Below are 21,865 nucleotides of genomic sequence, written 5' to 3'. Positions count from 1 at the left end.
TTCGACGCGGGGATTATTATCGAAGTATAGAAAAAGAGTTTAAAACATTGGCAGAAATCCCTAAATTAAGTTGTCTAATATTATGTAAAGACCTAAGACATCTACCACAAACAGTAGCCCTTAGGCTCAGTTATACGGAGGTTTTAATGAGCGAAAAATTCTACGCAAAAAGTCCCGGAAATGAGGGATATATTAAGAATATGGAGGTGCTTGCGCACCATGATTGTGACAATCACTACCTTTTCCAGTCACAGTTATATAAGACCAAGGACGGAAAATACTATTTATACGGAGGCTGTTTCTACGGAAACGGTGTTGAGATTCTCGATGTGACAGATCCTGCCAATCCCAGACATGTGCAGTACATGCCTGTTATGGATCCCGAGAAATATCCTTATATGTCAACACCTAAGGTTCAGATTGCAGATGATCTTATGATTGTTTCAAACGGAAACTGCCTTGAATTCCTGCACGGTCCTGCACCTGAAAACTTTACTCCCGCTCCCGGTGGAGTTCACATTTTTTCATTAAAAGAAGATCCTGAGCATCCCAAGAAGCTCTCCTTCTGGTCAACAGGTGAGCCTGATGGAACTCCCGGTTCAGGTGTACACCGCTTTACCTATAATGGCGGAAAATATATGCATCTCTCCGCAACAGCAGTTGGTTTCAAGGATTTCATTTACAGAATAGTAGATATCTCTGATCCCACCAATCCCCGTGAGGTTGGTCGCTGGTGGAATCCCGGACAGTTTTTCGGGAATCAGACAGAAAAGACAAGAAAAAAGGAATGGAACGGCTGGCAGGGATATAACACATATCCCGGTTTTGTTCATTTCCCTTATGTCGGAGATGATGAAAAGACTGCATATCTTAGCTGCGCAGGAGGTGGCTTTAAGATTCTTGATATCTCAAATCCCGAATGGCCTCAGGTTATCGGTGAATGCAAGATGACACCACCCTTTGCAACAAAGTTTGGCGGCGCACTCTGCCACACCTTCATGCCTGTACTTGGAACAAATTATGCTATCGGAATGCAGGAGGGCGAGCGTCAGTGGACCTATGGAAAGGCTCAGTACGAACAGTTCGGAGTACACTCCTTCTGCGGTATCGAAATGTTTGATATCAGCAACAAAGAGGATCCGGTACTGATTTCCATCCTGCCCTACCCTGAAGTCCCCGAGGACTTCCCTTACAAGAACTTCAACCAGCTTGGTGATGACTTCCCGACTTCCTTTGGTCCTCACAATCTGCATGAGCCCATGACAGGAAAGCCCTGGCTTGAGAACAACAAGGATCGTGCGTATGACTGCTACTTCCATGCAGGACTTCGCGTTTATGATATTTCAGATCCTTATGTACCGAAGGAGATTGCATACTTCATTCCTCCGAACCCTGAGAAGCTCTGCTTCGATGTAAAGATGCCCAATAAGCCTCTCGGAACCGCTGAGGATGTTGTTGTTGATGACAGAGGATATATTTATCTTAATGCTATGCATGATGGTGTTTATATTTTAAAGAGTCTTATCTGAAAGTAACCCTCATCCGTCAGCTGCGCTGACACCTTCCCCCATAGGGGGAAGGCTTTTGTTTACAGGAAGTGACTTACCATAAGTAATTCTTTTGTTTACAGGAAGCGACTTACCATAAGTAATTCTTTTGTTTACAGGAAGCGACTTACCATAAGTAATTCTTTTGTTTACAGGAAGCGACTTACAATAAGTAATTCTTTTGTTTACAGGAAGCGACTTACAATAAGTAATTCTTTTGTTCACAGAAAGTTCGTCAAAACAGGTAGTATTTTTTGATACAATGCAAATATGAATGAAAAACAAATCGAATGCTTTTTAGAAACAGGTAAATATCTTAGCTTTACGAAAGCTGCGCAGAATCTGTATCTTCCACAGCCTGCGGTCAGCCGTTATATTTCTGCGCTCGAAGAGGAGCTTGGAACAACGCTTTTCATACGTGAAAACAGCAGAAATATATCGTTGTCCGAGGCCGGAACCATATACTTCAACATGTTCCAGCGCTTCAATGCAGAGCTTACAAATGTTCGCAAAATGCTTGCCAATAATAACAGCATTCTTCGGCTGGGGTACAACATTGGCTGGAATGTATCTTACTTCATGCCCGATGTCGTTAAAGCCTGCAAAGAAGAAAATCCTGATTTTAAGATTTCATTCGAATGTCTGGGTTTTAAGGAATTATCAACTTCCGTTGAAGAAAAAAGACTGGATGCTATCATCACAACCGGTGACTATGTGGCCGGTGTCTCTGAATTTACAAAGCGGAAGTTTACAAGCATAGACAGAATCGTTGTCTATTCAGAATATCTGCCCGGTTTTGAAAAAATAAATTCTCCTGCGGATCTATGTGACTACACCTTTTTCATGATTGATGATCCAAGAATCGGTGAACTTTGTCAGGACATAGAAATACTTTTCAGACCATATAATTTTGTTCCGAAATTTACTGCCGTTCCTAATATCAACACGGTATTCGCATCAGTAGAAAACGGACTCGGGGTGGCAGTCCTTGATAGCTGGTATCAGGGAGTCCACCACCCCGGAATTCATACAATGGATCTTAACTGTTCACTTCCGATTGTACTTTCATATCATCGCAGTACAATCTTTTCATAAATTGATCTGTTGTATACAAAGCTCAGTGAGTTTTTCGGTAGCACTCAAAAAGGGAATGCGTAATGCACTCCCTTTTTTATTACCAAATTATTATATTTTTCTATCAGGCTGCTTTTTCTGCGTTTCCAACAGCTTTAAATTTCTCTTTAATCTGAGGACCTGCGACCTGAATGAGAATTACAAGGATAAGGATTATTCCTTTTATTGCGTTGTTTATAAGTGAATCCATCTTAAGAGCAATGATTATCTTATCAATTACTGTGTAGGATAGTGATCCGAAAAGAACACCTATCATTTTGCCCTTACCACCTGACATTGCAATTCCGCCAAGTACTACAGCTGCTATAGCATACATCTCATAGCTGTTACCTGTTGTTGCAGGATCTGAGGATCCATTCATGCATATCCAGAGAAAAGCTGCCGCGCCGATCATAACACCCATGATCACAAAGGATATCATCTTCATAAGTCTTACGTTGATACCGCTCATAAAGGCACCCTTTTCACTTGATCCCACAGCATATATTTTTTTACCAAACTTTGTATCATTTGATATATAAACAAAAAGTGCTGTGAAAACTATAAGCACAATTCCTACAATGGGAAGTGTTGCAAGCTTGCCATTACCAAAGCCATACATGGAGTCATATCCTGAAAGCTTTGATATCATTTTGTATACTGAACTTCCGCCACCTATTAAGTTCTTTGAAATATGCTGGCAGAAATACTGAGCAAAGGATCTGTAGATAAGCATTGTTGCAAGAGTCACGATGAAAGATGGCATTTTTACAACTCCGACAAAGAAGCCATTTACAAGTCCAAGAAGTCCTCCCATAGCAAGTGCAAATATCAGTGTTGCAATAATGCTGCCACCGGTCATGTTAAAAATAACAACTGAAAACCCACTGACAAAAGCAAGAGTCGAACCCGCTGACAGATCTATCTCCCCGGTCAGGCAGACGAGTCCCATTCCCAGTGCCACAATTCCTATTACTGCGGAATGTCTGAAAATGTTCATTGTTGCACTCCAGGTGAAGCCGCTGCTGGTCAAAGCATATACCAGAAAAATTATGAAAAATACAAATATGAAACTGTAGCCATGCCAGATTTTTCCTATCACATTTGTTTTAGACTTGTTGTTCATTACGCTATTACCTCGTTCTCATTTTTCTTATATCCGGTTTCACTAATTCCAGTGGACATCATCATTACTGTGTGTTCTTCAATCTCATCATGATCCAGAACTCCTGCAATCCTGCCGTCATAAAATACCAGACATTTGTCCGCAACCTTTTGCAACTCCGGAATTTCAAGTGTATTTACAAGGATTGTCTTTCCCTCATTAGCAAGGGCAAGAATCAATTTATAAATCTCTTCCTTGGCTCCCACATCAATTCCCTGTGTCGGATTGTCAAAAAGAAGGATTTCCGCATCCGTGTTTAGCCATCTTGCAATAAATACTTTCTGCTGATTACCGCCGCTCAGGGACACTATAGGTGAATTCCCGGACTCAGCTTTGATATTAAGCTGCTTTTTATAGCGGTCGTATTTTTCCATCTCAGCTTTCTTATTGATATGAAATCTTCCTGCTGAAAGCGTCTGCTCTGCAAGGTACATATTTTCCACAAGGCTCATATCGGGAATTACGGAATTTTCCTTTCTGTTAGCAGGTAAAAGTCCGACTCCCGCTTTCATAGCCTTGTGTACGCTGTGTCCTGCTACAGGCTTTCCATTTATCTCCAAAGTTCCCTCTATAGGCGTTGATATCCCAAAAAGGCACTGCAAAAGCTCACTGCTTCCGCATCCCTGGAGGCCTGTAAGACCTATTATCTCTCCCCTTTTCACTTCAAAAGAAATGTTCTTAAATCCCTTACCTGACAGATCTTTAAGCTTTAAGACCGTCTCTCCGGTCTTTCTCTTTGCATAGCTTCCGGCTTCCTCTGCATGACCTACCATGAGCTTTGTCACATCCGCAGGTGTCGTGTCAGCTATCTTACCTTTACCTACCAGTTCTCCATTTCTGAAAACAGTGTAGGAATCACAGTAATCGAATATTTCAGGCATCTTATGTGAAATGAAAATAAAGGATATACCCTTTTCCTTAAGATCCTTCACCATACTAAAAAGATGCTCAACCTCATCATTATTAAGGGAGGTTGTAGGTTCATCCAGTATCAGAAGCTTTGCTCCTGTAAGCAAGGCCTTACTGATTTCAAGCAGCTGCTTATCTCCTGTCCTTAAATCTGATACAAGAGCTTTAGGATCTATCTTAATTCCGAGTCTGGTAAAAAGTTCCTCAGATTCCCTGATCATTTCTTTCTTATTCAGTTTTCCAAATGCTCCGGTGATCTCTCTGTTTATGAAAATATTTTCAAAAACTCTAAGGTCGTTAAAGAGATTCAGTTCCTGGTGAACAAATGCTATTCCCAGTTGTTCACTTTTTTTCACGGTGATGTTCTTAAGGCTTTGTCCGTCAAAAGTGATGCTGCCGCCATCGCATGGAATGGTTCCGGTGAGGACATTCATCAGGGTAGATTTACCTGCTCCGTTCTCACCAAGAAGGGCATGAATCTCACCCTTCTCTACTGTAAGATCCACGCCCTTTAGTACCTGCACACCACTGAAGGACTTACGTATACCTTTCATTTCCAGAAGTGCCATAGTTTTTTCCTATCTTACATTTAATTTAATTAAATCCTACGAAATCTGCTACGTTGTCAGAAGTTACATTCTGGCATTCGATAACGTGATCCTGTGTTACTTCTTTGCCATCAAGGTAGTCAACCATATCCTGAATAGCTGTCTGGATCATGCTGGGGCTGTAAGTAACTGACATGATGCCGCCAAGCTGTGAAGTGATGTCTGTATAATCCTCACCGCGAAGTACACCATAAAGCTCATCAAGTCCGCCACAACCTGTGATTACAGGCTTGTTTCCAAGGAAAGCTTCCTTAGCAGAATCATCAATTCCGCCACCCTTAAGTGCCTCAAGGATACCCATTGCAAGTTCATCGTCCTCAGCATAAAACCACTTGATATCTGTGTTTGAAGAGTCACCCATAAGTGTTTCAAAAGCTGCCTTAGTATCGGAGCGGCTCCAGTTCATAGCACCTGAATATGTGATGTTCTCATCGATCTGCTCCTGTGTCCACTTAGCGTCATCTGCAATCTTTTCTCCGTCAAATTCGATCTCACCGAGAAGATATTCTGTAAAGCCCTGATCACGAAGAGTTGTAACTGATGATGTGTCACCCTCATATACATAAACCTTTTCACCGGGCTGCATTCCAAGAGATACAAAGTAAGCTGCAGATCCTGCACCGATACCTTCGTTGTCGCCCTTAACGTTGGATACTGCACTTGAAGCTACTCCTTCAATAATTCTGTCAAATGCTACATAGGGAATTCCTGCATCAACAAGCTCCTGAATTGCTGACTGAACTGTGTCATCGATAGGCTGAACAACTACTGAGATGTTCTTTTCACCCTTAGCAATGATGTCCTCAATCTGTGTGATCTGGTATGCTGCATCTTCGCAGGTGATAACCTCTGCTGTGTACTTGCCCTCTCCGTTTACCTCAGCAACCTTTTCCTTAGCAAATGTTGCAACGGAACCTGTCCAGCCGTGATCCTCAGGTGCTGTAAGTACATAGATGTGTGTTGCATCAGCTGATGCTTCAGCTGTTGTCTCATCTGAAGCCTCCTCTGCCTTTGCTTCATCAGTAGATGCTTCTTCAGTAGCTGTTTCGTCAGTTGATGTTGCCTCATCTGATGTGCTTCCAGCTGCGCCGTTGCCGCATGCTGCAAGAGATATTGTCATTACGCTTGCAAGAAGTCCTGCTAATAATTTCTTTTTCATTTTGATATCCTCCCAAAAATGATAAAACATTATATTCGTTACAAGTGCATTGCACCTGTACGTGTTTCATTTGATGTACTTATAATATCGCCCGGGGAGGTGTCTTTCTTATCCATCTATTCAATATAGCTGTCTTTTTATTGCAAAGTGGTAAGGCAAATAAAAAAGCATGCAACAGAAGTCAAATGTCTGTTGCATGCTTTTTTATTTGAGGTATAGCTTCACCTTTCCACAGATTCCGGTTGGATCTGTAACTTCATGATTAAAGTCAAAGGGAGCAGAAGGATAATTTCTCTGATCTCGTGCGGGTGTTGTTGCAACCTCGCAGATAATCTCATTTTCTCCCTTCCTCAGAAGCTCACCTACACTAACAGTGTAAGGTGGAGTCAGCCTGATTTCCGAGGGCTGATCATTTACAATTACCTTCACAACATCATAAACCTGCTCCATCTCAAGGTAAGCTTCCTTTACATTGTCATCAAGTGTAATTGTCTTTCTATAGCGAAGAACTCCTGCAAAATCAGGATGCTCATTGCTGTAGGGTTCAAGGTCACGCATAGTCTCTTCCTGTGAAAAGGCAGGATAATCCTTTGCTTTTACGGCAGCTACTTTCCATTCATGAGAGATATCTTCTATCTTATCAGCAGCCCTGAGTCTTCCTGCAAGTGAACAGTATGGTTTCAGGCCTGCATTCTCTTCCTCCATAATAAGACAACTCTCTCCGGCAGGTATCTCAATCCTTACTCTGCCATCTGCCTTACGATTAAGGGCCCACTTCTTTTGACGAAAACTGTCCACATAAACTGCACTACCTTCAAAGGGAATATTTATCACGCCATTAAAATCGTCCTCAGCAGACTCGTTCATAAGCATGATAATCTCTTTTCCATCCTTTTCATAATGATACAAGGTAAGCTCCGGGAATTCCTCATCAAGGAATGGCTTACTCCAGTCGTTGCACTCAAGCTCCCCGGTAACCTCATCAAGGCTGACCATACTGAAAAGCTTTTTCCACTCAGCTCTGTCAGGTATTTTTCTCACCTCATCCATAAGAAGTGCCTTCGGATATCCACCCACAAAGTAAACCGGGAAGGTTGGATTCTCCTTCTTAAAAGCATAGAGTCTCTCAGGGAGATACTCAGCATAAGGCACCAGCAGCACCTCAAAAGTCTCTCCGTTAATATTTATCTTGTTGCCGTCTGTATAACCATTGTACGCTTTGAGGTCTCTGAGCATATCAAGGCAGACAATGTCAAACTCAATCTGTGCCTCTGTGAGCGCACGGCATACCTTCTGCATAGGCATGGCATCAGAAGTCCAGTCACCCTCGCCATCATATAAAACAGCTACTCTTGCCTTGTGAACACCGCCGTTTAAAATATCGCACATCCTGTTTGCATACTTCATAAGCTCTGCAAAATATGGGAATTCAGGATTATTTCCTCCTGCATAAAAATGCGGAGGACAATCAAAATCCGGATACTGCGCCATTGAAAAAGCATGAGGAACAAGGTGATTTATACCTCTCACAAGCAGATGGTCGAGAAGTCTTTTCTGATCACGTACGCCAAAATTCCAGCCATAGGCTCCAAACAGTTCGCACATAGTGCGTCCCTTCTTCCCGGGATCAAGGTGGCCTGCAGAAGCTCCCATTTTTCCAAGAGCATAATGATAAAACTCTCCGTCGAGAACAAGGGGTCCCATACCCTTTCTCTCCTGAACCGGTGCTCCATATACTACCTGTCCTCCGATAACATCGATACCTGCCATGTCCTGACCGCTGATTGCGCGGAACCAATGAGCGTCACCAAGTCCAAGCCTTGAGTGAACACCGTTGTCCTCCACAACATGTCCTATATATTCCACGCCATGCTCATGACACCATCTGCCGATTGGTTCTGAAAAGTTCTTCTGATAAAGCCTTGATACGCAGTCCATGTAATCATAGCGAATCTGGGGCTCATCCTTTTTCTCCTCACCTTCTGCAAAAAGAAATACAAGCAGCTTCTGATAATCCTCACCGCAGCGCTCCTTAAGCATCTCTGAAAGCTCGTTGCTCCAGGGAAGCTGCATTCCGGGCTTTCCAAGCTTAGTATCATATCCCTGCTCTGATGTATTTCCCAGCTGTGGTTCATCGGAGAAAAAGCCTGCTATAACTGTTCCGAAAAGATCACCATAGTGCTTATAATGTTCCTCATATACACCTTCAATCTGTGTATGAGCAGAAACACTGTCGATCATGTTAATATAGCTCTCGTTTCCACCATCAGTGTAAGTCGTGTAGAGCACATGAATTCTCCACTGTCCCTGGGGGAGAGTGAAGGTAATCTCATCTTGTCCATGATAGTATCCCATAAGGTTCAGCTCTTTTTCATGAAAACGGTTGCCCTCCGCGAAAGGAACAGCAACAATAGAGAGGACTTTGTTTTTCGCCCTCTCCTCATCATTTGCAGGTTGTCCTATCTGCCAAAAACCTATTGTAGGCTTCATCATACGACGGATATTTAATGTATGTGTTCTTGCTGAACCAAACACATCGCATGCCGTGCAGGCAAGATACTGTTTTTTTCTCTCAGGATATTTCTCTTCGATCAGACCATTTGCATAGCCTGTGGGAAAATGTTTGTCATCCAGTATCCATATTTTCATGTCGCGCTTTTTAGCTTCGTCGATGACAATGTCCATGTCATGCCACCAGCCGGGGCCACAGAAATCCTTGTGTGGCCTTGCTTCAACGCAAACTGCTTTTATTCCGCATTCATCTATTTTCTCCATCTCCTTACGGATGGTGGCTTCATCTTCGCCGCGCATCCATAGGAATGGGAATATGTAATTGTTCATTTTATACTCCTTTATTCTACAGGATAATCCGGCTCTCCCGGGACACCTTCAAACCCTACTCTTATCTCCTTGCTAAGCTCTGTTGCAGAATCACTGCCTGCATAAATTCTGAAAAGACCATCCTCTAATAAATACTTACCCTGATTGTTCCAGAAGCCCATTTTCTTTTTAGGAAGCTCGAAGGTGATAGTGTTTTCTTCTCCTGCTGCAAGTGTTACTTTCTCAAAGCCTTTTAATTCCTTGACCGGTCTTACAATAGATGCCGCAACATCCTGCATATAGAACTGCACAGTCTCAGTGCCCTCTCTGTCGCCGGTGTTCCTTACCTTTACGGATATTTTCAGTAAATCCTTCTCATCACTTACTGTAAGATCCGAATATTCAAAACTTGTGTATGAAAGACCGTATCCAAAGGGATAAAGTGCTGTAAACGGTGCATCGAGATATCTTGATGTGAACTTGAAATTACCTGCAGGTCTTCCCGTATTAGGGTGATTATAGTAAATAGGACACTGTCCTGTCATTGCAGGGAAGGAGGATGACAGCTTTCCTTCAGGGTTCTTTTTTCCTGAAAGAATATGAGCTATCGCATTTCCCATCTGAATACCCAGATGCCAGCCCTCAAGGATTGCAGGTACATTTTTTGCCTCCCACTGAAGTGCCAGGGGTCTTCCGTTCATAAGAACAAGTACCACCGGTTTTCCTGATGCCAGAAGCTTTTCAAGAAGCTCCTTCTGTTTTCCCGGAAGTGTGATATCTGCCCTTGATGAAGCCTCTCCTGACATCGCTACCGTCTCGCCGAGTACTGCCACTATCACGTCGCCATTTTCGCATGCTGCCTTAATCTCTTCATCGTTATTATCCCCTTCAGGTCCTCCACAGGGATAATAATTCACGTTGGAAAATTCCTGCTTCATTCCGTCTAAAATGGATACACAGTCCTTCTCCTTCCAGCTTATTGCCCAGGCTCCTACAACTTCCCCTTTATTTGCTGCAAGATTTCCCACTAGACTGATTTTAGTGTCCTTTTTAAGGGGCAGTATATTTCCTTCATTTTTCAAGAGTACTGCTGATTTCTCCGCAGATGCAAGTGCAAGTGCCTTATGCTCCTCCGGAATCTCCTCATATCTCTTCATTGCTTCCTCAGAGACGTAGGGATCATCAAATAATCCAAGCCACATCTTTACGGAAAGAATCCTTCGGCAGGCATCATCGATATCCTCCACGGAAACCTTTCCTTCTTCTACGGAATTCTCAAGATTATTAATGTAAATCTCTGTTCCCATATCCATATCGAGTCCGGCCACTGCAGACTTTTCACCTGCATCCTTCTCGTCTTCGGCTATACCGTGAACCACGCACTCTTTTATTGCATTGGCATCACTTACAACAAATCCGGGAAGTCCCATATTGTCCTTTAAAATGTCTCGAAGTGCCCATTTATTGACTGTGCTTGGTACGCCGTTCAAGTCGTTGAAGGAAGCCATGGCTGTCTGCGCTCCCTCCTCCACTGCTGCCCTGAAAGGTACCAGATAATTATTATATAAGATGTGGTTAGCCATGCTTACAGTGTTATAGTCTTTTCCTGCTTCCGCAGCGCCATAGCCAACAAAATGCTTCAAGCATGCTGCCACGTAATTTTCTTTTGATGAATGATCGTTTTGAAGTCCCTTTACCTTAGCTCTTGCAAAGCATGAACCAAGATACGGATCCTCACCGGGTCCTTCTGAAACCCTGCCCCATCTTGCATCTCTTGCAACATCGAGCATTGGTGCAAAGTGCCATGCTACGCCTGAGCATCTGGACTCCTTTGCTGCCATTTTTGCTGTTTTTTCCATAAGCTCTGTATCAAAAGAGCCCGCCTCTGCTATCGCAATGGGATAAACAGACCTGAAACCATGAATTACATCAAGTCCGAAAATAAGCGGAATTCCAAGTCTTGTCTCCTCAACCGCAATTCTCTGAAGTTCATTACATTTTTCAGGATCCGAAACCATGAGTGAGCCGACCTTACCTTCTCTTATAGCATCCTCATGGTAATCGGTCTTTGCTGTTTTCATGATGTTTTCAAACTCTTCCTTGGAAAGTCTTCCGTCTGTCATCATTTCAATCAGCTGTTCAAAGGGCACATCAAAACCGCCCACAATTGAGACAGACTCCTGATTCATCTGTCCGATTTTTTCAGTTAATGTCATTTTAGAGAGCAGCTCTTCCACCCTTTTTGTCTGCTCTGCTGTTAAAGTTATTGCCATATCTATCCTCCCAAAAATACACCCGGTCTACCCACATCGTATTCTTCAAAATATCTTCTCTAAAAAACTAATGTCCTTTGGACAACCCTAAATTCACTTTCCTGTATACTCTGCGTAGCAAAACTTTGCCACATTATCAGATTCTCTACCATTACCCGATGCGTACATACCGAGCATGGTACCTACCATTCCGCCTACTTCTTCCGGATTTATCTTTTTGCCATCTGCATGTGCATAGAATTCTTTTAAGTTATCTGCACTTTGTCCCATGAAAAATGTATAATCCTGTCCCTTTGCCCAAAGCCTTAGTACCACCGTACCTTCAAAGGATATTTCTTCTTCCTTCAGCACTGTCTCACTTGTATCTGCTTCATATCCCGGCAGGAAAGGAAGCCCCTTCTGTTTTGTTGTTACAAGGACAAGTGCAATGATCTGTTTTCCGTCCTTGCATCTCTTTTCAAACCTATACTGGTGATTGCACTGCTGCATTATCACCATCCCTGCACTTTCGCTTACATCAGAATTTTCACTTGTGCCTGCTTCAAATTCCATTTTGATTTCAAAGGAGAAGTTTATATGCCTTTGTCTTCTTCCCACAAAGCTGACGTTTTCATCCTTTTCTGTCTTAGGTGCAAAGCTCACTGGCTGTAGTTTTCTTGCCATCGGACGCTTTAAACACTTAAGTCGTAATGATCCGTCTTTTATCTCATAGTATTTTTCCGAAGGTGTCCCCCATAAGCTCCAGTCCATACCAAGCTCTTCTGAATTGAAATCATCTCTGCTCACATATAATGCATCTTTATGGCTGCGCTTACAGTTATCTGTTTTTATATCCTGTTCAGCACCTAAATATGTCTCTTCCTCAGACTCCTCGCACCACGGAAGATCAGGATCTGCCGGATATGTCAGCTCAACTTTTCCTGTCTCCTTGCTAAACACAGGCCAGCCACGCTGCCACTCCACAGGACAGATAAAGGTTTCCCTTCCCATGTTCATGTGCTGACCTTCAATTATCCTGACTCCGAGCATCACTGCATACCATTTACCGGTCTGAGTCTCCACCAGGTCCGCATGACCTATATTTTCAATAGGATAATCCCATCCGAGATGTCTGTGTGTCAGGACCGGATTAGCAGGATTGCCCTCATACCAGCCGTCTATAGTCTTACTTCTTGCAATCATTACGGAGTGGTTATGCTCTGTGCCACCCTCGGCAATCATCAGATAGTAATAGTCACCAACATGGTAGATGTGTGGCGCTTCCGGAGCCCATGCTCCTCTCATTGCACTGTTCCAGATCTTCTTTCTCTCACCACAAACCCTAAAATTCTCAATGTCATACGGAGTCAGATAAAATGCTTTGTTGTTGTCCTGGTCCTTATCCTCTCCCGGACTTACCAGGTAGCACTTATCATCCTCATCAAAAAATATGGAACAATCAATATCATGAATATCTGTAATCCAGTGGGGCTCTGACCATGGACCTTTTGGATCCTTAGCCGTAACTATGAAATTTCCCTTATCGCCAAAGTTACAATTAATAATGTAGAAAGTCCCCTTATGGTAACGGATTGTCGGAGCCATCACTCCTCCTGAATACAGGTTTGCATCCGTATAGAATCCGTTTTCAGAAGTCATTGCATAGCTTATCTGCTTCCAATGTGCCAGATCCTTACTGTGAAAAATCGGGATTCCGGGACAAAGCTCAAAGCTCGAGTTTGCTATATAGTAATCATCTCCCACTCTGCAAATAGATGGATCGGGATAGAATCCCGGGATTATTGGATTTCTAATTATATGTTCCATAGTTATTTTCCTTTTCCATTCAAACAAGCACATTACTGGCTAAATCTACTTAATCAGATATTCGGTATCTTTGAGAGTTTCTCATCCATCTCATCAAACTTGTCTATATCAATGCCCCGCTCAGCAAGAAGATCTCTCATCTTCATTTTTCCAAGAACGCCAAGCATCATGTCATCAAAGGTCATCTCGGGACTGAAAGGCTTAATTTCCTTCCTCATTCTCTCGATAGTATCGGCAAGCACCTTCACTGCCTCGGGATTACCGAATATTCTGCGAAGGGTACAGTCAAGTGAGAGCCATTGTTCGCCATCATCTGTAATATGAGCCTTGCAGACCGGCTTTGTGAGTCCATTCTCATCAAAATCACCCATAACATCGCGGAGCCAGCCAATGCTATCCTCTACCCAGTTTTTTGCTCTCTCTGAAATAAGAGTACTCTTAGCCTGAATGCTGGTATCTCCTGTAGAAAAACCATGTGGACCAAAATCATATATATGACATTCAAAGGATGTGTTATGTCTGTTCAAAGCACTCATCATATCAAGTGTGTTCTGAATCGGAACCACATTGTCAGTTCTTGTTGCAAATAAAAAGCAGGGACAGGTCTTCTCATCAACTGCATCTACAATTGAAGGCCCGTCTGAAATCTCATGGGTGGTATCCTCACGCAGCACTGCATAGCCAAGGATTGCTGCCGCAGGACGATTCTTTGACATAGTTGCAGCTGCTCCTGCAAGGTGTCCACCTGCTGAAAAACCGATTACTGCAATTTTATCTGTCATTACGTTCCACTCATCTGCTCTTTCCTTAATGTAGTCCATGGCCTGATCGTAGTCGTTTAAAGGATTGGGCCATACGGAATCCTCCTTAACAGAGTATCTCAGGATAAAAGCATCATACCCTGCCTTGAGATATGGAAGTGCTACAGGATCTGCTTCTCTGTCAGAGCAGAACATATAGCCTCCACCGGGAATTACAAATACAGCAGGGCGCTTGGTTACACCTCTGAATTCTCCGCCTACATCCTGAAGCATTGCGGTTAAAGTTACGTTTCGCTTTTTATTTAAAGTAATTGTTTCTATTCTCATTTTGTTCTTTCTCCTCACTCATCTTAGATTCAGTTCTTACTATAATGTTCACACAACTGCCTTACATTTAATCTATTGTTTACAGTTATACAAACATTGTAACAAGATATTTTTCATCCCACCTGCCAGTATGCCGGCTTCATTAAAAAATGTCGGCAATATGATAAATTGCGCCGGTATGTAAGTAGCACATACCGGCGCGATTTATATTTTTAATCGTCACCATTAGATTTTTAATAATTGTATCGAATCACAAATACTCTATAAATTACTTGTTCTTTCTGGCATCAAGATCAGCATAGATCTGCTTCATCTTCTTAGGTGTCAGATCATAGAAAAGAACTGAGATACCTGAGATTGCAATTACTGCAGCAGGGAAAAGGTTAACAAGTGCGTTGATACCAACCTTAACAGCTTCTGTCTGCTCAGCGTTAGGAACATATCCGATAGCTGCAAGAAGTGATACTGTTACAACACCTGTAACTGCAGTAGCAAGCTTAACGGAGAAGCTTACAAGTGAGAATGTAAGACCAACCTCGCGAACGCCATACTTCCAGTCGCCATACTCGATGGAGTCACACATCATACCGGGTGCAATGTTACCATTAGCCATTGTAAGACCGATAACTGCTGATACACCAAGAATGAATGCCATGTTATTTACAGGAACAAGGAACAGAAGAACAAGTGCTGCAACCTGGATGAAGGTTGTAAGGAGCATATAGCCCTTCTTTGAGAATGTCTTTGTTCCCCAAGGAAGTGTAAGGTTACCAAGTAACTGACAAACTGTCATTGTTGTAAAAATAGGAGCAATCATCATAGGATTTCCAACAACATAGATTACATAATATGTAAGCATTGACATACGAGCCATGCATCCCATTGCACCTGAGAATGTTGAGAACACTGTGATCATGATGTTCTTATTCTTTACGATAAGAGGAAGTGCCTCTTTAATAGGTGTAGGCTTTACATTTTCTTCTTTCATAGGAACAGCAATTTCCTTGCACTTCCATGCGCAAAGCAGGCAGGCAGGAATAAGAAGTACTGAGAAAAGAACTGTTGTACAGAAATAGCCGGTTGCGTTAGGTGCTTCGCTGTGTCCGAAGTAAAGGATCAGAGGCATTGCAACAGCTGAAAGAATCATGCTGATAGCACCTGAACCGATTCCGCGGCATGAAGCGTAGTCCATACGAACCTGAGAATCTCTTGCAATCAGATTTACAAGTCCCTGATAAGGAATGCAAAGAGCTGTGTAAGCCATACCTGCACCAATGTAGCAAAGCATGCATACAACAACCTTCATAACACCCTGAAGCGGGAATACTGTAAATGTCAGTATGTTAAAGATTGCAAGAAAGATTGGTGAGAACATTACATAAGGACGGAACTTACCAAAACGGGTTTTGGTTTTATCACAAACAGCTCCCATCATCGGATCGTTGATAGCGTCCCAAACACGTGCGATCACAAAGATCAGTGAAATCGCTGATGCAGATAATCCTACGATATCTGTGTAGAAAATTGTGAGATATGTGTTGATCATGTACCAGGAAAGCTGGCAACCAACCTCACCCATTGCATAAAAGCCACCCGTTAACCAGTTGGTCTTTTCTTTTTTTTCATTGTTTGAAGTAACCTTCGCAGATGATACCACACTGCCTTCAGTAGCTTCAGCATCTGTCATAGCATGATTTACCATTTTATTGTTTCCTCCCAAGCTGCGGAACCTTCACTTCCGCATACTATATACCTTCCTAATATTTGTTGTTTTGCTTTTTCCTGACCCCCACGGTCCGGTTAACACGTGCACGTTTGTTATGTATATACTTTATCTTTTATATGCAATTATCGCTTGCTTAACGTTCCACGATATACATCAATCCTTTCATATTTGGGGTATAAAAAAAGAGCCTACGCAACAAATGACAAACATTGTTGCATAGGCCCCGTTTTACTATGAAAAATGGCTTCATTCCATGGCAAAAATATGAATAAGACACACTTCATGTGGCTCAAGTTTGGCTGTAAATGTAATCGACTGATCCGATTCTTCAAACTCCGCCTTCTCAAGAGAAAGCTTTGGAACGCTTATTGACTCAAGATATTTAACATCATTTCTTGTAAGTCTCGTCTCATACTGGAACTTTTGCCACTCATCAAGTATACTTCCGTGATTTCTGTTGAGTATGCGTCTCTTTATATACCAGCTGCTTCCCTGCAGATGCCTTATGGTCACGGATAAATCCAGAACATGTCCGGCAGTATATGAACCGGAACTCATTTTTTCAAGCGGTACTTCCTCAGGTCCCAGGAAATATCCCGCCGAAAACCATGAATCATTGAAAAGAAGAAGTCTTATTCCTCCGTTATCGGTTTTCGTAAGTATGTAATGATCACCATGAGACAAAAGTCTGTGACCAAGCGTATTCATGAATGCAAGTGAATAATACGCAGGTTTCCTGATTCTGTCTGTAGAAACAAGTCCGATACCACCATTCAAAATACCGGTTGAGTCCATGTAATTACTTATCCAGTCAGTGGAACTCATAATAGCAAGGGCATCGACTTTTCCAAGAAGCTGCTCCGATCTGGAGACTATATATGACGCCCTGAAGCAGCTGTCATTTATATAGTTTCTGTTGGAAATAGACTCATTCCACTCAGTGATGTAAAGCTTACTCTCAGCGATACCTGCCTGTTCCATAAGCTCCCTAATCTGACGCACCTGTCTGACTTCATTCTCAGGATCCTTACATACTTTCTTGTCAAAATTCCCTTCGCTATCAACAGTATTTTCATAAGGAAACAGAAGAAATGAGACAAAGTCAGGCTTCATGTTCTCTTTTGCAATAAGTGAATACAAGGACAGAAGCTTTTCCCAATCATGGTTAATTGTTCCACCAAAGCCGCCTATCATGGCATCCGGTATTTTTCTTTTGATTGTGCTGTAAAGAAAACTGTAAGCAATCTCTATGGAAAAAGGATCTCCTGCCCAGAGTCTCGTATCATCCTCCGGAAGAATCGGTATACTGGTAATTTCAAACTTCCATCCCGAAACCTCCTTAAGTCCGTATCTGTCGACAATATGATTGAAAAATTCTGTAATTGCAGACTCCCAGGCATTTCTTGATTCAAAGGGTATGTAATCATCCTCGTTATATATTTCCCCAGTAGAACTTGCAGCCATGTCAGGCTTTCGTCCAAAGCTCAGAAAAACTCTTATATGATTTCTCACAAGGAAATCCAATGCAATATCTACCATATTGAAATTGCAGGCTTTTCTTCCAGATCCGTCTGTGATCATCAGCTTCTTTGAAAACAGTGTCCAGATGCGGGCCATGGTAAACTGCAGCTTATCATGCAGGTATTCTGTGTGATACTGCGTATTGGCACGGGTAAGATCATTAACACTTCCTATATTAAGAATGTGATTCCATATCTTCTTGTAGGGCTCACCCTGATTTTCCGCAAGGTCTGTAACTATCTTGTCAGATACACCGGTACCGCCGTGAATCGCCACATTGTTCTCAAGCTTTTCCCTGATCACAATATCAATCTTCTTCTTTTCATCCTCTTCCTTTTTCGCATCCTCGCTGTGAAGCTCACGATACTGTGAAGGAGACATGTTCATCTCCTTGCGGAAAGCACGGTTGAAGGATGAAGAATTGGTAAATCCGCAGGAAAGAGCAATCTGTGTCATATTCTGATCTGTTGATGACAGAAGAAGCAGGGATTGCTGAAGTCTTAATCTTGTTACGTAATCAGCAAAGTACACGCCTGTATTTTTCTTGAAAATACGGGACAGCGTAGATGCCGAAACATACATACTCTCAGCAAGCTCAGTAAGGTTAACCTCCTGATCAAGGTTACCTATGATATATTGCATCATCTGCTGCATACGGACATCATTGTCGGGATTACCCTGTGCCTCATTCAGGTTCTGCGTCTGATAATTCTCAATAAGTGTATCCAGAATCAGGTACAAACTGCTGTCAATGCGGCAGTCAGACTGGCGCGATCCATAAAGATATTCCTCTGTCATATGGTAGAAAATAGTGCGCAGATCCTCGTAGGACTTAGTCTTATCAGCAACTGAATTACAGTAAAAGAGCACATTTTTGCCCTTCATTACATTTCCTATCATTTTCATTGAATAGAGAGCTCTGCCCACAATGGACTCTCCCACCTCGGTGAAGCTGTACTCAACACCAGGATTTATCATGAGAATATCACCCTCATTAAGAGTAAAGCTGTCCTCCAGCACATGCACCGTGACACTGTCCTCCAGTGCAAACAGCAGCGTCAGGCTCATGATGATATGCATTTCATTTTTTTCAGGTCTTATAATCTCATAAGAACATGTATCATAATTCATACGAATCCTCACTTAAACAAAAAGTGTTTTGGATTAATATTTTAACATTTTGCGAATATTTACGCCAATACCACGAAAAAGACCCCGAAAAAGCCTGTTATAAGCTTTTTCGAGGTGTATATCTTAAGAAAAGGTAGTTTTTATTTTTTAATCAGACAATGAGTAGTCTTCTCTCATTTACATGATGTCCGAACTCAGGCATGTAAACCATGGGTTCCTTATCGGGATCAAGACCATCCTGGATAATCGGAGGCATGTAGGATGATGTCCAACAGAAGCCGTACTTAAGATCGTGGAAGCCCTGTGAAAGACCACCCTCTTTTTTTACCTTGAGAACAGCGGGAACTGTTGTAGCCCAATGTGTCTGAAAATCTGAAGCCATCTCTTCATTGGTGAAATCCTCACCCTTGATGTTCCATGTGATGTTTTCCTTATCAATTCTCTCACCGTCAACGAAAAGTGTGCCGGGACGAAGCTGAGATAAGAAAATTCCTCTGTAATAGGGCAGCTTTACTTTAAACTGGAAGCCGGTAACATTGCCCTCTGCGTCCTTTATATTTCTGAATCCAACTGACTGGATTACCTGTTTTTCCATTGTTTTTATCTCCTTCTAAACTGATCTTTTGGATTAATCTCCAAGCAGATTCTTAAGCAAAATGTGGTGTTTTCTAAGTGTCTGTCCAACCTCATAGCCTTCATCATACTTGTCGGCACCTTCATATTCGCTTAAAAGATATCCGTCATATCCATTTTCCTGCATAACCTTAACTACTTCGCGGTAAGGAATTGTTGTCTCCTCAAAGTCATCGCTCATGTTGATGAACTTTGCATGGCAGCAGTAGATGTAAGGAAGGAGCGGAATGATGTCCTCAGGCTTGTTAGGTGTATAGTTGGGATCTACCCACTCACCGGGTTTGAACTCTGTACGGAAAACTGAGAAATCAATGTTAAGTCCAAAGTTCTTAGTGCCTGTTTCCTTTATGAAGTCAACGAAATCTGTTACAAGCTTGCCCTTTAAGTTAGAGGGTGTGTGAATCTCGGGACACATCTTGATATCAAGCTCCTCAGCAAGAGGAAGTGCTCCCTTGATGATCTCTCTCCAGTTCTCAACAGGCTCAAGAAGGTCGTTGATAACGGGCATCTTGGTTCTCATTACATGGAATCCAAGACGGTGTGCCAGGCGGATGTCTCTCTTTAACATCTCTACTGACTCTTCTGTTGTAAGATCTCTGTCACCAAGTACATGGCTGTCGATCCAGTTACCGTATTCAACCGGAACTACTTCGTACTTCTCACAGAGATGATGCCATTTTTCAACCCATTCATCTGTAGGATAGGGATAGTTCTCGATATGTGTATTTGCAAGGATTTCAATGCCGTGAGCGCCCATGTCATAGAGCTCTTCAAAGCAATCCTCAAGTGTTTTATTAAGACCGAATTCTGCTGAGTAGCTGTAAAGTGCTACGCCACGCTTCGGGCCTTTTCTATTATATTGATACATTTTGTTATTCCTTTCGTTTATTATTTCCCCTCATCTGCCCTTACGGGCACCTTCCCCCCAAGGGGAAGGCTTTAAGAAGAGTTCTCCATTCCTATAGGAAAGTTTTTACTCCTTCCTAGGGGAAGGCTTTAAGAAGAGTTCTCCATTCCTATAGGAAAGTTTTTACTCCTTCCTAGGGGAAGGCTTTATTTTTTACTCGGGCTTGTACTCGTCGAAGTCATATGTGATTACGCCGAAGTCTGTCTTCTGCTCACGAATTGCGATGGACTTGGACATCTTCTTGATCTCTTCAGCTGTTACGCTGCGACCGAGCTCATTTGAAAGCATAACACCTTCTGACAGGAATGCTGTCTGCATTGCGATGTAAGGTGAATCAATTCTGGTCTCGTCTGTGAGGTCACCGCGAAGGTATGAATACCACTGAAGCTGGTTGTCATTGTACATAGCCATCTCAGGATGAAGAGCGAGCTCCTGCATACCTGTAACATCATCGATTGCGCACTCAAGCTTTGTATCGAAAAGACGACCCTTTTCATCAACACCGAAGTACTGGAGTCTGGGCTTCTGAAGAGCACCACCACCAACGATCTGTCCGCCTTCCGGAACAGCCATGGGGCCACCTGTCTGGTCTACATCAGTGAACTTAAGTCCGCCAAGAGAACCTGCGATGAAGCTTGTGCCGATCTCATCCATGTGGATAGCCCAGTCTTCATAAATATCCATTGAAAGGCCGTTCTTGAAACGTGCGATTGCTACTGAAAGATCTTCAACAGGTGTGTGGCAGTCAACAGCGTCATCAATTGCCTTATCTCTCCAATAATCACAGGTTGTTGTTCCGTATACGCTCTCAAGCTCAGGCATGCCCATTACATAGAGCATCTGTGCGATGTGATAGATACCAAGGTCGAAAAGAGGTCCGTGTACGCCTACGTTAGGATCTACGAAGTCACGGCTGAAGAAAGGCATATCATAGCCGGGACGGCCCTGACGTCTGTGTCCTACTGATCTGCAGTGGTAGATCTTACCAAGCTTTCCGTCAGCGATCATTTCCTTGGCAATTCTTGTCTGAGGATTGTAGATTGAGCTGATCTGGATAGCAAGCTTCTTGCCATACTTCTTCTGTGCATCGTAGAGAATCTTTGCATCAGCGTAGCTTGCTGACATAGGCTTCTCTGAGTAGCAGTCAAAACCTGCTGCCATAACTGCTGTTGCAACAGATGTGTGAAGGTTGTTATGTACACAAACTTCTACTTCGTCGATGTCGTCTCTCTTAAGCATTTCTCTGAAATCCTGGTAGAGGCAGTCCTCTGAAAGGCCATACTTCTTGCCCCAAGCCATGAGCTTGTCCTTGTCGATTTCAGCAGCTGCAACAACGCGGAGGTTTTGGCCTCTCTTGTTGAGGTTCTCAATAACTGTCATGTGACGGTGTGAAATCATTCCACAGCCGATGATTGCAATTCTTAATTCCTTAGGTGTGTTCATTTTTATATTTCTCCTT

At 42.7% G+C, this 21,865-nt stretch carries 15 protein-coding genes; 2 read left to right on the top strand and 13 right to left on the bottom strand.

The features are described from left to right. The first annotated feature begins 146 nt into the window (after positions 1–146). The gene (locus tag G602_RS0103135) at positions 147–1,529 is read left to right on the top strand and encodes an LVIVD repeat-containing protein (protein ID WP_026657635.1); all 1,383 of its coding nucleotides are present in this window, start codon (positions 147–149) and stop codon (positions 1,527–1,529) included. Between the two features lie 9 nt (positions 1,530–1,538). On the opposite strand, the gene G602_RS0103130 is transcribed toward G602_RS0103135, so the two are convergent. Next, positions 1,539–1,772: a hypothetical protein gene (locus G602_RS0103130; protein WP_155829671.1), complete on the bottom strand. Its 234-nt coding sequence runs from the start codon at positions 1,770–1,772 to the stop codon at positions 1,539–1,541. Positions 1,773–1,817: 45 nt separating this feature from the next. Here G602_RS0103130 and G602_RS0103125 point away from each other — a divergent pair, with 45 nt between their 5' ends. Then, a complete protein-coding gene (locus G602_RS0103125) occupies positions 1,818–2,642 on the top strand; it encodes a LysR family transcriptional regulator (protein ID WP_026657633.1) in 825 nt (274 codons plus the stop codon). A gap of 103 nt (positions 2,643–2,745) precedes the next feature. Here the strand turns inward: G602_RS0103125 and G602_RS0103120 are convergent, their stop codons facing one another. From G602_RS0103120 to G602_RS0103065, 12 genes are all read right to left on the bottom strand, one after another. Next, positions 2,746–3,786, bottom strand: coding sequence for an ABC transporter permease (locus tag G602_RS0103120; protein ID WP_026657632.1), 1,041 nt, complete (start codon positions 3,784–3,786; stop codon positions 2,746–2,748). After that, entirely contained in the window at positions 3,786–5,303 is a 1,518-nt protein-coding gene (locus G602_RS0103115) for a sugar ABC transporter ATP-binding protein (RefSeq protein ID WP_026657630.1), read from the bottom strand. Before G602_RS0103115 ends, G602_RS0103120 begins: the two co-directional genes overlap by 1 nt. A 25-nt stretch (positions 5,304–5,328) precedes the next feature. Further along, positions 5,329–6,501, bottom strand: coding sequence for a substrate-binding domain-containing protein (locus tag G602_RS0103110; protein ID WP_044930893.1), 1,173 nt, complete (start codon positions 6,499–6,501; stop codon positions 5,329–5,331). Between the two features lie 204 nt (positions 6,502–6,705). After that, a complete protein-coding gene (locus G602_RS0103105) occupies positions 6,706–9,342 on the bottom strand; it encodes a hypothetical protein (protein WP_044930891.1) in 2,637 nt (878 codons plus the stop codon). Positions 9,343–9,353: 11 nt separating this feature from the next. Beyond that, complete coding sequence (locus G602_RS24945) at positions 9,354–11,594, bottom strand: glycoside hydrolase family 3 N-terminal domain-containing protein (protein WP_044930889.1); 2,241 nt, start codon at positions 11,592–11,594, stop codon at positions 9,354–9,356. Between the two features lie 93 nt (positions 11,595–11,687). Continuing rightward, complete coding sequence (locus G602_RS0103095; protein WP_026657627.1) at positions 11,688–13,400, bottom strand: glycoside hydrolase family 43 protein; 1,713 nt, start codon at positions 13,398–13,400, stop codon at positions 11,688–11,690. A 53-nt stretch (positions 13,401–13,453) separates the two neighbouring features. Next, positions 13,454–14,488 carry an alpha/beta hydrolase gene (locus G602_RS28520; protein ID WP_049945019.1) on the bottom strand — a complete coding sequence of 345 codons (1,035 nt, stop codon included), beginning with the start codon at positions 14,486–14,488 and terminating at the stop codon, positions 13,454–13,456. Positions 14,489–14,756: 268 nt separating this feature from the next. Beyond that, positions 14,757–16,190, bottom strand: coding sequence for an MFS transporter (locus tag G602_RS0103085; RefSeq protein WP_242835477.1), 1,434 nt, complete (start codon positions 16,188–16,190; stop codon positions 14,757–14,759). A 270-nt stretch (positions 16,191–16,460) separates the two neighbouring features. Beyond that, positions 16,461–18,866 (bottom strand): GH39 family glycosyl hydrolase, encoded by a 2,406-nt coding sequence (locus tag G602_RS0103080; RefSeq protein WP_026657625.1) that lies wholly within the window; start codon positions 18,864–18,866, stop codon positions 16,461–16,463. 151 nt (positions 18,867–19,017) lie between these two features. Further along, on the bottom strand, positions 19,018–19,461 hold the full coding sequence (locus G602_RS0103075) for a C-glycoside deglycosidase beta subunit domain-containing protein (RefSeq protein WP_026657623.1): 444 nt from the start codon (positions 19,459–19,461) through the stop codon (positions 19,018–19,020). Positions 19,462–19,494: 33 nt separating this feature from the next. Beyond that, positions 19,495–20,367: a sugar phosphate isomerase/epimerase family protein gene (locus tag G602_RS0103070; RefSeq protein ID WP_026657622.1), complete on the bottom strand. Its 873-nt coding sequence runs from the start codon at positions 20,365–20,367 to the stop codon at positions 19,495–19,497. 192 nt (positions 20,368–20,559) lie between these two features. Then, complete coding sequence (locus G602_RS0103065) at positions 20,560–21,849, bottom strand: Gfo/Idh/MocA family protein (protein ID WP_044930887.1); 1,290 nt, start codon at positions 21,847–21,849, stop codon at positions 20,560–20,562. Positions 21,850–21,865: the final 16 nt, after the last annotated feature.

It is taken from the genome of Butyrivibrio sp. AC2005 (assembly GCF_000424145.1).
GTDB lineage: Bacteria > Bacillota > Clostridia > Lachnospirales > Lachnospiraceae > Butyrivibrio.
The sequence above is the reverse complement of the archived record's forward strand: the minus strand, read 5'-3'. Positions and strand labels throughout refer to the sequence as shown.

Coding starts and splice junctions, on each gene's coding strand:
- G602_RS0103135 (WP_026657635.1), top strand. CDS start 147: ATGAGCGAAAAATTCTACGCAAAAAGTCCCGGAAATGAGGGATATATT.
- G602_RS0103125 (WP_026657633.1), top strand. CDS start 1,818: ATGAATGAAAAACAAATCGAATGCTTTTTAGAAACAGGTAAATATCTT.
- G602_RS0103120 (WP_026657632.1), bottom strand. CDS start 3,786: ATGAACAACAAGTCTAAAACAAATGTGATAGGAAAAATCTGGCATGGC.
- G602_RS0103115 (WP_026657630.1), bottom strand. CDS start 5,303: ATGGCACTTCTGGAAATGAAAGGTATACGTAAGTCCTTCAGTGGTGTG.
- G602_RS0103110 (WP_044930893.1), bottom strand. CDS start 6,501: ATGAAAAAGAAATTATTAGCAGGACTTCTTGCAAGCGTAATGACAATA.
- G602_RS0103105 (WP_044930891.1), bottom strand. CDS start 9,342: ATGAACAATTACATATTCCCATTCCTATGGATGCGCGGCGAAGATGAA.
- G602_RS24945 (WP_044930889.1), bottom strand. CDS start 11,594: ATGGCAATAACTTTAACAGCAGAGCAGACAAAAAGGGTGGAAGAGCTG.
- G602_RS0103095 (WP_026657627.1), bottom strand. CDS start 13,400: ATGGAACATATAATTAGAAATCCAATAATCCCGGGATTCTATCCCGAT.
- G602_RS28520 (WP_049945019.1), bottom strand. CDS start 14,488: ATGAGAATAGAAACAATTACTTTAAATAAAAAGCGAAACGTAACTTTA.
- G602_RS0103085 (WP_242835477.1), bottom strand. CDS start 16,190: ATGGTAAATCATGCTATGACAGATGCTGAAGCTACTGAAGGCAGTGTG.
- G602_RS0103080 (WP_026657625.1), bottom strand. CDS start 18,866: ATGAATTATGATACATGTTCTTATGAGATTATAAGACCTGAAAAAAAT.
- G602_RS0103075 (WP_026657623.1), bottom strand. CDS start 19,461: ATGGAAAAACAGGTAATCCAGTCAGTTGGATTCAGAAATATAAAGGAC.
- G602_RS0103070 (WP_026657622.1), bottom strand. CDS start 20,367: ATGTATCAATATAATAGAAAAGGCCCGAAGCGTGGCGTAGCACTTTAC.
- G602_RS0103065 (WP_044930887.1), bottom strand. CDS start 21,849: ATGAACACACCTAAGGAATTAAGAATTGCAATCATCGGCTGTGGAATG.